This is a genomic window from Kitasatospora sp. NPDC059973 (genome assembly GCF_042737525.1).
Taxonomy (GTDB): domain Bacteria; phylum Actinomycetota; class Actinomycetes; order Streptomycetales; family Streptomycetaceae; genus Kitasatospora.
In genome coordinates this window covers 1-14,301 of record NZ_JBHWUI010000094.1, presented here as the reverse complement: position 1 = coordinate 14,301, position 14,301 = coordinate 1, and the positions used below count along the sequence as shown (strand labels likewise).

Sequence of the window (14,301 nt, the reverse complement as noted above, 5' to 3'; positions counted from 1 at the left end):
GTCGATCAACGTCGGGCCGGTGATGGATCTTCTTCGGCCGGGGGCGGCGACTACGGCGGGAGTTCGGGCGGTGACGCCGGCGGGGCCGCCCGGCCCGTCCGCCGGGCCACCCACGCACGCTCCGGCAATTTGTCATGGTGCGAGGCCAGTTGGGCGGGAGTGTGACCGCGGTCGCGGGACGGTCATCGCGGCGGGATCGTGCCTGGTGACCGTAGCAGTGGGGGGCCGTATCACCATGTGATGGCGGGTCCGAGGGGGGGATAGGAGAACGGATGCCGGTCGACAACGAATCTCGGCCAGTATGAGGCCGGACAAGTCCCGTTCGCCTTCCCCCTTTCGTGTTCCTGACCGGCCAGCACGGCGGGGAGCGCGTGGCGGGCGTGACTGCGGTGACAGCCCGGAACTCGAGCAAAGCCGCTGGCACCAGGCTGGTGGAGTGTTCCGTGTGTTCTCCTGACCGGAATCATTCGTCGACCACTCGAACCGATCGTCATCGTGTGCGACTCTCCAACGGCGGGCGATCCGCCCGGTGGGGACACGGGGAACCGCTGACGGTGTCCGAGAACGCACCGAAGAGGAGCAGTATTGAACGACATCGCGCCGTTGGCCGAGCCGGAGCAGTCAGGACCCCTGCGACGGCCGGATCCGCTGCCGGTCTCCTCCGGCCAGTTCCGCCTCTGGTTCCTCGACCGGGTGCACGGCACCACGTCGACCCACCAGATCCCGCTCGTCCTGCGGCTCCACGGCGCACTGGACCGGGCCGCGCTCGAAGCGGCCCTGACCGACGTCGTCCTGCGTCACGAGAGCCTGCGCACCGTGATCGTGCCCGTGGCGGGGGTGCCGGTCCAACGCGTGCTTCCGGACGCCCGCCCGGTCTTCGACACCCGCACCGTCGCACCCTCCGCCCTGGAGCGGGAGGTCGCCGCCGCCGCGGCGCACACCTTCGACCTCGCGACGGAGATACCCGTCCGCGCCGGCCTGTTCCGGATCGCCGCGGACGACCACGTCCTGGTGCTGACACTGCACCGCACGGCCTGCGACGGCGGGTCGATGGCCCCGCTCGGCCGCGATCTCACCCTGGCGTACGAGGCCCGGTGCCGGGGCGCCGCCCCGGTCTGGGCGAAGCCGCCCGTGCAGTACGCCGACCACGTGCTGCGGCAGCTGCGGCGCCTCGGTGACGCGTCGGATCCACACAGCCTCGCGGCGCGGCAACTGGCCTTCTGGCGGGAGACGTTGTCAGGGCTGGGCGGCGAGATCGGGCTGCCGTTCGACCGCCCGCGCCCGGCGACGCCGAGTCGCGGCGAGGACTCGGTGCGCTTCGAGGTCTCCCCCGAGGAGCACGCACGGCTGGTCGAGCTGTCGCACCGTACCGGGACGACGATGTTCATGATCGTCCAGGCCGCGCTGGCCGTGCTCCTCAGCCGGCTCACCGGCGACGTGGACGTGCCGATCGGCACGCTCACCCCGGGGCGCCCCGACGAGGCGTCGGAAGACGTCGTCGGACTCGTGGCGAACACGGTCGTGCTGCGCACCGGTCTCGCGGGAAACCCCACCTTCGCGGAGTTGCTCGACCGGGTTCGTGAGGTCGACCTGGCCGCCTTCGCGCACCAGGACGTGCCGTTCGAGCACGTCGTGCGGGCCGTCGATCCGGCACGGGTCCCGGGCCGGAACCCGCTGTGCCAGGTCCTCGTGACCGCCGGAGCCCGCGCGGTCGAGTGGCGGCCGGCCGGGCTGCGCACGACCGCGGACGTGCCCGACCTCGGAGCGCCCGGGTTCGGAGCGTCCGGGTTCGACCTGCACCTGAACGTCGACGCACGCCACCGGCCGGACGGGACGGCGGCAGGCCTCGTCTGCGACCTGCGGTTCGACACCGACCTGTTCGACCGCGCGAGCGCCCAGACGATCGCGGCCCGGCTGGTCCGCGTGCTCACGGCCATGGCGGCCGACGCCAACCGGACCATCGGCGCCGTCACCATCCTCTCCGCGACCGAGCTCTCGAACGTCCTCACCGCCTGGAACGACACGGCGAGGGACGTGGCGCAGAGCGCGCTGCCCGAACTGCTGGAGGCGCGGGCCGCCGCGACCCCGGACGCGGTGGCGGTGCGGTGCGGGGATTCGGCACTGACCTACGGCGAGCTGAACGCGCGGGCGAACCGGGTCGCCCGCCACCTGGCCGGCCGCGGCATCGGGCCGGAGTCGGTCGTCGCGTTGTCGATGGCCCGGTCCGTGGACCTGATCGTCGCGGTGTGGGGCACGCTGAAGGCCGGCGCGGCCTACTGTCCCGTCGATCCGGAGTACCCGCCGGAGCGGGTGGCGTTCATGCTCAAGGACAGCGATCCCCAACTCGTGCTGACCGGACCGGTCGACGAGCAGGGCATGGCGGACGGCAACCTGACGGACGCGGACCGGGTCACGCCGTTGCTGCCGGCCCACCCCTGCTACATGATCTACACCTCGGGGTCGACCGGGCTGCCGAAGGCGGTGGTGATGCCCGGCTCCGCCCTGGTGAACCTCATCAGGTGGTACGAGCGGGTGTCCGCGACGTCGGACGGCGCGGCCACCCACCGGATCGCCAACTTCTCGTCGATCAGCTTCGACGTGGCGCTGGTGGAGATCCTGATCGCCACGGTGCGCGGCGGCTGCGTCGAGCTCCCGGACGAGGAGACCCGCCGGGACCTCGACAAGCTGGTGACGTGGCTGGAGAAGAGCGAGGTCGACGAGGTCTTCGTGCCCAACCTCGTCCTCGCCGCGATCGTCGACATCAGTCAGGCAGCCGGGACCGAACTGCCCCGGTTGCGGCACGTGATCCAGGGCGGTGAGAGCCTGGCGCTGACCCCCGAACTGGCGGCGTTCCACCGCGCCGTGCCGGACCGCCGGCTGGCCAACTACTACGGCCCCACCGAAACCCATGTGGCCACCTCGTTCGCCCTGCCCGCCGATCCCGACGACTGGCCGGAGGAGGCGCCGATCGGCCGACCCGTCGACAACATGCGGACCTACGTCCTCGACCGGTGGCTCCAGCCGGTACCGCCGGGCGTCGCCGGCGAGTTGTACATCGCGGGGGTGCAGCTGGCCCGCGGGTACCTCAACCGGCCCGGCCTCACCGCCGACCGGTACGTCGCCGATCCCTTCGGCCCGCCGGGCAGCCGGATGTACCGGACCGGGGACGTGGTGCGCTGGCGCGCCGACGGGCAGCTCGTGTTCATGGGCCGGGTGGACGACCAGCTGAAGGTCCGGGGCTTCCGCATCGAGCTCGGCGAGATCGAGGCCGTGCTGCGCGGTCACGACGAGGTGGTCCAGGTCGCCGTGCTCGCGGTCAACAAGCACACCCCGGCCACCCGCCTGGTCGCCTACGTCGTGCCCGCGACCGAGACGCTGACGCCGACCGCCCTGCGCCGACACGCGGCCGAGTCGCTGCCGCTCCACATGGTGCCCACCGGATTCCGGATGGTCGAGGCCCTGCCGTTGACTCCCAACGGGAAGCTCGACCGGAAGGCGCTGCCGGCGCTGACCGAGGAGTCCGCCGGCCGGCCGCCGGCCGAAGGGGCGGAGCAGACCGTCTGCGACGTGTTCGCCGAGGTGCTGGGAGTGCCGGTGGCCGACGTCCACCAGAACTTCTTCGCACGGGGCGGCCATTCACTCGGCATGGTACGGGTCGCGCACGACATTCACGGGCGGCTCGGTGTCGACCTGCCGCTCCGTGACGTGTTCGAGCACCCGACGCCTGCCGGACTTGTGCAACTGCTCGCCGAACGGGGGTGACGTCCATGTCCTACAACCACTGAGACACCGCGGCGCTCGGTGCGGACCTGCCACGCGGGGCCGCGTCCGAGCACCCGACACCTGCCCGGCTCGTGCCACTGCTCGCGGAACGGGGGTGACGTCCATGTCCTACAACCACTGAGACACGGCGGAGGACCGGTGAGCTACGCCCGGTCCCCGGGTCGAGTGATCCCGCAGTGAGAACAAGGAATTCGTGAAAGACACCGGACGCACGCCGCCCCGCGTCGAACGCGCGGCGGCGTGCGTTCTCCACCCCGATGACACGAAGGCGGAGCCTGGTGACCCCCACCCCGACCTACGATCCGCTGTCCCCGGCCATGCTCAGGGATCCCTATCCGACCTACACCAGGATGCTTGAGGAGCAGCCCGTCCACTGGCATGCCGGCATGCGCGCGTGGGTGGTCGTCCGGCACGCGGACTGCGTGCGCGTGCTCCGCGAGCACGCGACCTTCGCGCGGGACCCCAGCCGGGTCGGGGAGAAGATCCCGGACTTCCGCCAGAACGTGCAGATGATGGACCCGCCGGAGCAGAACCCGCTGCGCCAGCTCCTGGTGAGCGCGATGCGCTCGCAGGACAAGGACCGGCTGTTCCGCGAGGCGGTCGACTTCGTGCGCGGGCGACTGGCCGCCCAGCGGCCGGGCGAGCCGTTCGACCTGATGGCGGACGTGTCCGCGCCCTTCGCCCTGCACATCTCCGCGGCCCTGCTCGGCGTCCCCGAACCCGACGACGCGGACTACGCGGAGATCTCGCACGGCATCGCGCTCCGGATGGATTCGGGCCTCGCGCCGGAGAACATCCCGCAGGGAGATGCCGCGCGCAAGCGCCTGAACGACCTCGGCGAGAGCTGGTTCCCGCGCCCCGAGGGCGACAACGGCCTGACCGCGAACCTCATCCGGCGGGCGGACAAGGAGTTCTCCGGCAGCCACTACATCCGGAACTCGGCCGCCATGATGTTCAACGCCAGCTACGGGACGATCTTCGCCATGGTCGGCAACGCGGCACACCTGCTGGCGACCGTGCCCGACCTGCTGCCGGAGCTGTCCCGTCCGTCCCGCTCGGTGACCGGCGTCGACGAGCTGATCCGGTACGACGGGCCGGCGCAGGGAACCAGCAGGATCGCGGTCGCGGACACCCTGATCGAGGGCACCCGCATCGCGGCGGGCGACAACGTGGTGACGCTGCTCGCCGCCGCCAACCGCGACCCCCGGGTCTTCGCCGACCCGCAGGACATCGACCTGGACCGCCGGCCGAACCCGCACCTGGGCTTCGGCTCGGGGCCGCACGCCTGCTTCGGCTCCGAGTTCGGCAAGCTGAGCGTCACCGCGGTGATCAACGCGCTGAGCGACGAGGGCGTACGGCTGCGCCTCGCGGCGGAGCCCACCCGCCGCACCACCGCCACCGTGCGGAGCCTGGACACCCTTCCGGTGTACCTCGATCGCTGAGCAGCGCAGCACAGCGCAGGCAGCGCTGAGCAGCGCAGGGCCGGGCAGCGCAGCACAGCGCAGGGCAGAGCAGCGCCGGACAGACCAGCACGGCGCAGCACTGGGCAGCGCGGCGCAGACCGGAGCTGAGCAGACACAACCGTCGAACCGAGGGATCTGGTACAAGGTGAACGTCGTTCTTCTAGGTGCGGAACAAGAAGCGATCGAGGAGCTGGCCCGCCTCGGCCACACCGTCACGGTGTTGTACGTGGCGCACGACCGGGTGGTGATGGAGGCCTGCCGGGACCTGATCGCCCACCGCGCGTTCCTCCCCTCCTTCGACCGGCCGGAACTCGCCTGGGCCGCCCTGATCCACCTCGGTGTCGCCGACCAGGTCGACGTCGTCGTCTCGGGCCACGAGTTCGCGGTGACCACCGCCGCCATCCTGAACGACATCCTCGGGTGCCGGAAGCCGATGGACGCCCGGGTGGCGCTCGCCGGTCGCGACAAACCGCTGCAGAAGACCCTCTGGCAGCGGCACGGCGTACCGACGGCGCGGTTCGTGGTGTTCCCCGAGCGGCCGACCTCGGTCGCCGGGTTCCGCGACGCGCTCGGCGACCTCGCTCCTCCCTACATCGTCAAGCCGACGGCCGACGGCGGCGCCCATCTCGTCTTCCGGGCGGAAACCGCCGAGGAGTTGTTCGACCGGCTGACCGCCACACCGGAACTCGACGCGTTCATGGTGGAGGAGTGGCAGGCGGGGGACGAGTGGCACTTCGACGGCGTCGTCGTCGACGGCCGGATCGAGATCTTCATGGTGTCGCGCGACGTGAACCCGTGCATCGAGGCGAAGAACGGGAACCCGTTCCGTTCGATCGCCCTCCCGCCCAAGGCGTACCCGGAACTCTACGAGGAGGCCCGTGCCTTCGCCGAACGCTGCCGGTCGGCGCTCGGCGGCCGCAACACCGTCTTCCACCTCGAAGTGTTCGGTGGCCCGGGCCGGTTCGTCGCCGGTGAGCTCGCCTGGCGCCCGGCCGGCGGCCTGGTCAGCATCAGCGCACAGCACACCGTCGGGGTCAGCCTGTGGGCGGCACACGCCCTCGTCCACATCGACGCGCCCGTGCCGGCGCCCGCGTTCGAACCCACCGGCGTCATGGGCTTCGTGTGCCTGCCGGTCAAGTCCGGTTTCCGCAACGGTGTGACGCAGGAGGACCTGGAGAGCCTGCCCGGGGTGCGTCACGTCCGGATGAAGGCGCCGGTGGGCGAGGTCATGAAGGAGCTCAAGACCACGTCGATCGCCGTCGCCTGGGCCCTCGTCGAGGGGGACGACGTCGATCACTGCGCGAAGCGCATGGACGAGGCCATCCGGCTGGTCACCGAGCTGCACGAGGCGAAGAGCCTGCCGTAGGCCGGCGCCACGACCACCGCTCCGACGACCACCGCTGCCCCGACCACCGCTCGGCCGACCACCGCTCCCCCGACCACCGCTCCGACCAGCCGAAAGTGTCAGGCGCCTTGAGTATTCACCTCAACCTGTTCATGCTGCTGCCCGGGCACCATGACTCCGCGTGGCTGCATCCCGGGTGCGACTCGGCCCGTGTCACCGACATCCACTACTACCTCGAACTCGCCCGACTCGCGGAACGAGGGCTGCTGGACTCCGTGTTCATCGCCGACGCGCTCTGGCACAAGCCGCGCAGCAACTACTGCGGCGGGCTCGAACCGCTCACCGTGTTGAGCGGCCTCGCCCTGGGCACCGAGCACATCGGACTGATCGCGACCGCGTCGACCTCGTACTACGAGCCGTTCCACCTCGCCCGGATGTTCTCCTCGCTCGACCACATCTCGGGCGGCCGCGTCGGCTGGAACATCGTCGTGTCCAACAGCGTCAACGAGGCCAGGAACTTCAACCGGCCGGCGATGCTCCCGCACCAGCAACGGTACGACCGCGCCGACGAGTTCCTGGCCGTCGCCCACCGGCTCTGGGAGTCGTGGGACGAGGACGCCGTGGTCCGCGACCGCGCCAACGGGCACTACACCGACCCGGACCGGATCCACCGGATCGACCACCAGGGGGAGTACTTCGCCGTCCGCGGGCCGCTCAACATCCAGCGCAGCCCCCAGTCCCGCCCGTTCCTGGTCCAGGCCGGAGCGTCGGAGGCGGGCAGGTCGTTCGCCGCCCGGCACGCCGACGCGGTGTTCACCGTGCAGGAGAACGTCCGCGACGGCGCGCGGTTCCGCACCGAGATGCGCCGCCGCGCCGCCGCGAACGGGCGAACGGTGAAGGTGCTGCCGGGGCTGATCCCGATCGTCGGTGCCACGCAGGCCGAGGCGGACGAGAAGAAGCGCGAACTCACCGGCCTGCAGGCCGTCGACTACGCCCTGGAACACATCTCGATGATGCTGAACGTGGACATCACCGACTGCGCCGTCGACGCGCCCTTCCCCGTGGAGCGCCTCCCCCCGGCCGACAGCATCCAGGGCAACCGCACCACCTACGAGCTGATCACCGGGATGGCCCGGCGGCCGGGCACCACCGTCGGCGACATCATCGCGCACCAGGGTTTCGGGCGAGGCCACCTGGTGGTCGCGGGCACCCCGGAGCGGATCGCGGACGTCATCGGGACCTGGGTCGGGGAGGGCGCGGCGGACGGGTTCAACCTCATGCCCGCGGTGTTCCCGGCCGGCCTCGCCGACTTCGTGGACGAGGTGGTGCCGTTGCTGCAGGAACGCGGGCTGTTCCGCACCAAGTACGACGAGACCCTGCTGCGGCGCCGCTATGAGTGAGCGGACCGAGCGGGACACCACGGCGGACGTGACCGCCCGGCTGCGGGCACACCTCGGGGCCGCCCTGCCGCCCGAGGCGGTCCCGACCCGGTTCGTGTTCGTCGACACGCTCCCGGTGCTGCCCAACGGGAAGACGGACCGGGCCGCGCTCGAACGGCTGGCCGCCGAGACGGCACCCGCGCCGTCGGCCCCGGAGGCCGGGGCGGCGCCCGGCGGCGAACCGGCCGGCGGCGAACCGGCCGGCGACCTCGACTTCCTGCTGCGGCTGTTCACGGCGGAGCTGGCCCGGGCCGACCTCGATCCCGACGAGGACCTCACCCACCTGGGGGTGACGTCGCTGCTCCTGACGACGGCCTGCGCGGCGTGGACGGACCGCACGGGCAGGCGCGTCGACGGCCACCGGCTGCGCCGCAACCCCACGGTCCGCAACATCCTGGCCTTCTCCGAGCCGACCGGTGCGGACCGGGAGCACGACGAGGTCGTGGTCGAGGACCACCGCTTCGAGGTCCCGGTCGACCACGACGACCCGGCCGGCCCGTCGATCGAGCTGTTCGCCAGGACGGTGGTGCGCCGCAGCGCGGTGGACCGTGACCTGCCGTACCTGCTCTTCCTCCAGGGCGGCCCCGGCGGACGGTGCCCCGATCCGCGCACCAGGATCCCCGCCTGGCTGGACGCCGCCCTGGACCGGTACCGGGTGGTGCTGCTGGACCAGCGCGGCGGCGGCCGCAGCTCGCCGATGACCGCCGCCACCATCGCGGGCATGACGCCGGCCGAGGCGCTGGAGCGGCTCCGGTGCTACCGCGCGGACGCCGTAGTCCGGGACGCGGAGTTCCTGCGCGAGCGGGTGCTGCGGGTCCCGGCCTGGACGCTGTTCGGGGAGAGCTACGGCGGCTCCATCGCCCTGACCTACCTCTCCCACTCCCCGGAGTGCGTCGACCGGGTGTTCATCTCCAGCGGGCTCCTGGGCCCGGTCAGCACGGCCGAGGACCTGCTGCGAGACACCTTGGTGATGAGCAGGAGGAAGAACGCCGAGTACTACCGGCGGTATCCCGGGGACGCGGGGCTCGTCGACCGGATCGTCGACCACCTCGGCGACCACGAGGTGCTGCTGCCGACGGGAGAGCGGCTGTCGCCCGAGCGGTTCCGGTTCCTCGGTCTGAAGTTCGGCTTCGCCGGCGGGATGGCCGCGGTCCACGACCTCCTCCAGGGCGCCTGGGACGGCGACCACCTCACCGAGGACTTCCTGGCCGCGGTGGCGGCGGCGACGTACCTGGTCGACTCCCCGCTCTTCTACCTGCAGGAGTACACCTACGGGCACCCCGGACGCGCCACCGGGTGGGCCGCCGACCGGCTCTACGCGGACGAGCCGGCGTTCGCCGCCGGGGCCCGTCCGTTCCACTTCTACGGCGAGGTGTTCTTCCCGTGGATGTTCCGTCAGTTCGCGGCGCTGGCGCCGTTCGCCGAGGTGGCCGACGAACTCGCCCGGTACACCGGATGGACCAGTCTCTACGACCTCGACCAGTTGGGGAGGAACACCGTGCCCGTCTACGCCGTGGCAGCCGCGGACGACCTGTACTTCCCGGGGACGCAACAGGTCCGCACCGCGCGGCGGATCGGCTCCTGCTGGCTGATGCTCTCCTCGGACTACAGCCACGAAGGGCTGATGAACGACCGCGAAGGCGTGTCCCGGCTGCTCGCGTTCGGATCGGCACGGTGACGCCCGCCCTGTTCGGCCAGGTCAGGGCGGTGGCGCTGGACCACCCGACGAGGCCCGCCGTGTCCGACCGGACGACCACGCTCACCTTCGCGGAACTGGCGCTGGCGGCCGAGGCCCTGGGACGCCGGCTCGTCGCCCGGGGGGCCGGGCCGGGCGACCGGGTCGGCGTCATGGTCGAGCGGGGCGTCGACCTGGTGGTGGCCCTGCTCGGCGTGTCCGCCGCCGGGGCCGCCTACGTCCCCCTCGATCCGGGCTATCCGGCCGAGCGCCGGCGGACCGTCGTCGAGGACGCCCACCTCGCGCTCCTCGTCACGGACGGCGGGGGGCGGGAGTTCGACGTCCCCGCGGTCGAGGTCACGCCGCGCCGGGCCGAACCGGGCCTCGCCGAGATCGTGCTGCCCTCGCCCTCCCCCCAGGACCCCGCCTACGTCATCCACACGTCCGGGTCCACCGGTCGGCCCAAGGGCGTCGTGGTCACCCACGCCAACGTGGCCGCGCTGTTCGACGCGCTCGACACGGCCTACGGCAGCCCGTTCGACGACACGTTCCTCGCCGTGACGAGTGTGGCGTTCGACATCGCGGTCATGGAGCTGCTCTGGCCGCTCACCCGCGGCGGAGCCACCGTCGTGAGCCCGGCCAGGATGGTGGACCGGCTCGACTCGCCCGGTGACGACGGTCTGCCGAGCCTGGTGCGGCGCTTTCGGCCGACGCTGTTCCAGGCGACCCCCTCGCTCCTTTCGGCGATCGCGTCGTCCGAGGAGGCCCTGCTGTCCCTGCGGCACCTGCGCGCGCTCCACGTCGGCGGTGAGGTCCTCCCGGTGGGACTCGCCCGGCGCCTGGTGACCGCCCTCCCGGGCGTCCGGGTCCACAACATGTACGGCCCGACGGAGGCGACGGTCTGGGCCACCACGCACGAGGTGACACCGGAGGAGGCCCGGTCCACCGCGATCCCGATCGGGCGGCCCCTGCGCCACGCGTCCGTCCGGGTCGTCGGCGACGACGGCTCCGCGGTGGCACCGGGCGAGGTCGGCGAACTGTGGGTCGGCGGCCCCTGCGTCGCCGCGGGCTACTTCCGCCTGCCGGAGCAGACCGGGGAGCGGTTCGTCGAGGAGGCCGGTGCCGTGCCGCGGCGGTGGTACCGGACCGGCGACAGGGCGCGGACCCGACCGGACGGCGCGCTCGAATTCGTCGGCCGGTTCGACCGGCAGGTCAAGATCTCGGGCGTCCGGATCGAACTCGACGAGATCGAGTCGGTGCTGTCCGCCGCGCCGGACGTCCGGGCGGCCGCCGTCGTCGCGAAGCAGGGAGCGGACGGGAAGCACCAGCTCGTCGCCTACGTCCTGACCGACGCCGAGCCGGTCCCGCCGGCCGGGTCCGCCGGCGGGTAGCGGTCCGTCCCACGGCGGCCGTGAAGCGGCGCCGCCCGGCCGTGCCCCAGGCGGCGCCGCCCCGAAGGGCGCCGGTCCCGGCGGCCGGTCTGCTCCTGTCAGTCCGGATGGTTCCGGGTACTGCGGCGCGCGGCGCGCGGCTACCGTCCCAACCGCTCCACACCCGGCGGTCCGGACCGGCCGCCGTCACGCGCCCTCAGGAGGTCACCTTGACCGCGCACCACCTCACCCGCAGGAACACCCTCGCCTCCGGCGGCGTCCTCGGCCGCCGGCGCACGGCGTGAGGGGCGTTCCGGTGCTCCCCTCCCTCTCCCGCCGCACCGCGCGCCTGGCCCTGGCCGCGGTCGCCCTGCTGCTGCCGGTCGCGGTACCGGCCGCCCCCGCCGAGGCCGCCGGGTTCACGGCGTCCTGCCCGGCCTCCGGGTACATCTCCCAGGGCTACACCGAGGAGCACAACGGCATCGACATCGCCAACGACTACGGCACCCCGATCTACGCGGTCGGCGACGGCCGGGTGCTGGTCTCCGGCCCGGCGCAGGGCTACGGCCAGTGGATCCGCGTCCTGCACCCGGACGGGACGATCACCGAGTACGGCCACATGCGGGAGCGGGACGTGGCCACCGGTGACCAGGTGACGGCCGGGCAACTGATCGCGCGGATGGGCAGCGAGGGCACCTCCAGCGGCCCGCACCTGCACCTGCGGGTCTGGGCCGACGCGAACGCGACCGTGCGCACCGACCCGGTCCCCTACCTCGCGGATCGCGGCATCGCCATGCCCTGCACCCCGGGCACCGGCCCCGGTCCGGCGCCGTTGGTGTACCCGGCGCAGTCCGGCCGGGTGGTGTCCGCGCGTTCGGCGGACGGCCGGCTGGAGGTCTTCGCCGCCGGCGCGAACGGGGTCTCGCACGCCTGGCAGACCGCGGTCAGCGGCGCCTGGTCGGAATGGGAGACCCTCGGCGGACCGGGCGGCGCCGAACTGGCCATCGCCCCCAACGCGGACGGCCGCCTGGAAGTGTTCGCCATCAACGGCACCACCTTCCAACACCGCTACCAACTCCAGCCCTCCGGCACCTGGTCGAACTGGGAGGAGTTCGGCGGCGGCGGCCACGACATCGCCGTCGGCCCCAACCAGGACGGCCGCCTCGAAGTCTTCGCCTCCGGCCCCGTCGGCATCTTCCACCGCTACCAGAACGCACCCAACAGCGGCTGGTCCGGCTGGGAACCCACCGGCGGCGGCCCCGCCGACAGCCGACTCGCCCTCGGTAAAGCCCCCGACGGCCGCCTCGAAGCCTTCGCCCTCAACGGCACCACCTTCCAACACCAATGGCAGACCGCCGTCAACGGCACCTGGTCCAGCTGGGACACCTTCGGCGACGGCGGCCACGACCTCACCGTCGACCACAACCAGGACGGCCGCCTCGAAGTCTTCGCCTCCGGCCCCGTCGGCATCTTCCACCGCTACCAGACCGACCCCACCACCTGGTCCGGCTGGGAACCCACCGGCGGACCCGCCGACGCACAGCTCACCAGCCAGCCCACCGCGGACGGCCGCGTCGAGGTGTTCGCCATCAACGGCACCACCGCGCAGCACACCTGGCAGTCCGGCCTGAACGCCCGGTACACCGCGTGGGACAGCTTCGGCGACGCCGGCACCGAGATCGTCGCGACCGCCAACGCCGACGGCCGCATCGAGGTCTTCGGCACCAGCGCCGCCGGCGTCCACCACCGCTGGCAGACCGGCTTCGCCACCTGGTCCGAATGGACCTGGCTGAACACCACCCCCGGCCCCGCCGTCACCTGAGGAGTCGTCACGTGATCAGCACGCAGCCCTACCGCGTCCTGCTGGCCGCCCTCGTCTCGTTGGGCGTGGCGGCGGGCCTGATGGTCGGCGCCACGCCCGCGCCGGCCGCCACCGGCAGCGATCTCTGTGCCGAGGTCGGCTACCGCGCGGGATTCCGGGGCGACGCCCTGGTGACCGCGATCGCCGTCGGCCTCGCCGAGTCCAGTTGCAACCCGCTGGCGTCCAACGTCCAGAACAACACCCCGCCGTCCACCGACCGCGGCCTGTGGGAGATCAACAGCTACTGGCACCCCGAGGTCGACGACGCCTGCGCCTACGACGCCCAGTGCAACGCCGACGCGGCCTTCAGGATCTCCAACGGCGGCACCGACTGGCAGCCCTGGTCGACCTACAACGCGCGGGTCCACCTGCGGTACCTGGGCGAGGCACAGGCCGCCGCGGACCGGCTCGGCCACCACGGCCCCGGTCCGGCGCCGTTGGTGTACCCGGCGCAGTCCGGCCGGGTGGTGTCCGCGCGTTCGGCGGACGGCCGGCTGGAGGTCTTCGCCGCCGGCGCGAACGGGGTCTCGCACGCCTGGCAGACCGCGGTCAGCGGCGCCTGGTCGGAATGGGAGACCCTCGGCGGACCGGGCGGCGCCGAACTGGCCATCGCCCCCAACGCGGACGGCCGCCTGGAAGTGTTCGCCATCAACGGCACCACCTTCCAACACCGCTACCAACTCCAGCCCTCCGGCACCTGGTCGAACTGGGAGGAGTTCGGCGGCGGCGGCCACGACATCGCCGTCGGCCCCAACCAGGACGGCCGCCTCGAAGTCTTCGCCTCCGGCCCCGTCGGCGTCTTCCACCGCTACCAGAACGCACCCAACAGCGGCTGGTCCGGCTGGGAACCCACCGGCGGCGGCCCCGCCGACAGCCAACTCGCCCTCGGCAAAGCCCCCGACGGCCGCCTCGAAGCCTTCGCCCTCAACGGCACCACCTTCCAACACCAATGGCAGACCGCCGTCAACGGCACCTGGTCCAGCTGGGACACCTTCGGCGACGGCGGCCACGACCTCACCGTCGACCACAACCAGGACGGCCGCCTCGAAGTCTTCGCCTCCGGCCCCGTCGGCGTCTTCCACCGCTACCAGACCGACCCCACCACCTGGTCCGGCTGGGAACCCACCGGCGGACCCGCCAACGCACAGCTCACCAGCGAGCGGTCGCCGGACGGCCGGGTGGAGGTGTTCGCCATCAACGGGAGTACGGCGGAACACCTCTGGCAGACCGGTGTCAACGCGCCCTACGGGCCGTGGACGGCCTTCGGCGGCGCCGGCACCGAGATCGTCGCGACCGCCAACGCCGACGGCCGCATCGAGGTCTTCGGCACCAGCGCCGCCGGCGTCCACCACCGCTGGCAGACCG

The 14,301-nt window shown here is 72.3% G+C and carries 8 protein-coding genes; all 8 read left to right on the top strand.

Annotated elements, in window-relative coordinates; translation table 11 throughout:
- The first annotated feature begins 585 nt into the window (after positions 1-585).
- The gene (locus ACFWA9_RS24245) at positions 586-3,762 is read left to right on the top strand and encodes an amino acid adenylation domain-containing protein (protein WP_380389678.1); all 3,177 of its coding nucleotides are present in this window, start codon (positions 586-588) and stop codon (positions 3,760-3,762) included.
- A 299-nt stretch (positions 3,763-4,061) separates the two neighbouring features.
- Positions 4,062-5,225, top strand: a complete 1,164-nt coding sequence (locus ACFWA9_RS24240; RefSeq protein ID WP_380389677.1) for a cytochrome P450 — start codon at positions 4,062-4,064, stop codon at positions 5,223-5,225.
- 166 nt (positions 5,226-5,391) lie between these two features.
- Positions 5,392-6,612: an acetyl-CoA carboxylase biotin carboxylase subunit family protein gene (locus ACFWA9_RS24235; RefSeq protein ID WP_380389675.1), complete on the top strand. Its 1,221-nt coding sequence runs from the start codon at positions 5,392-5,394 to the stop codon at positions 6,610-6,612.
- Positions 6,613-6,719: 107 nt separating this feature from the next.
- Positions 6,720-7,991: an LLM class flavin-dependent oxidoreductase gene (locus tag ACFWA9_RS24230; protein ID WP_352294768.1), complete on the top strand. Its 1,272-nt coding sequence runs from the start codon at positions 6,720-6,722 to the stop codon at positions 7,989-7,991.
- On the top strand, positions 7,984-9,708 hold the full coding sequence (locus ACFWA9_RS24225; protein WP_380389673.1) for an alpha/beta fold hydrolase: 1,725 nt from the start codon (positions 7,984-7,986) through the stop codon (positions 9,706-9,708). Before ACFWA9_RS24230 ends, ACFWA9_RS24225 begins: the two co-directional genes overlap by 8 nt.
- Positions 9,705-11,096, top strand: a complete 1,392-nt coding sequence (locus tag ACFWA9_RS24220; protein ID WP_380389671.1) for an amino acid adenylation domain-containing protein — start codon at positions 9,705-9,707, stop codon at positions 11,094-11,096. Before ACFWA9_RS24225 ends, ACFWA9_RS24220 begins: the two co-directional genes overlap by 4 nt.
- Before the next feature lie 295 nt (positions 11,097-11,391).
- Positions 11,392-12,897 (top strand): peptidoglycan DD-metalloendopeptidase family protein, encoded by a 1,506-nt coding sequence (locus ACFWA9_RS24215; RefSeq protein WP_380389669.1) that lies wholly within the window; start codon positions 11,392-11,394, stop codon positions 12,895-12,897.
- An 80-nt stretch (positions 12,898-12,977) separates the two neighbouring features.
- A partial coding sequence (locus ACFWA9_RS24210) for a hypothetical protein (protein WP_380389707.1) occupies positions 12,978-14,301 on the top strand: 1,324 nt, incomplete at its 3' end.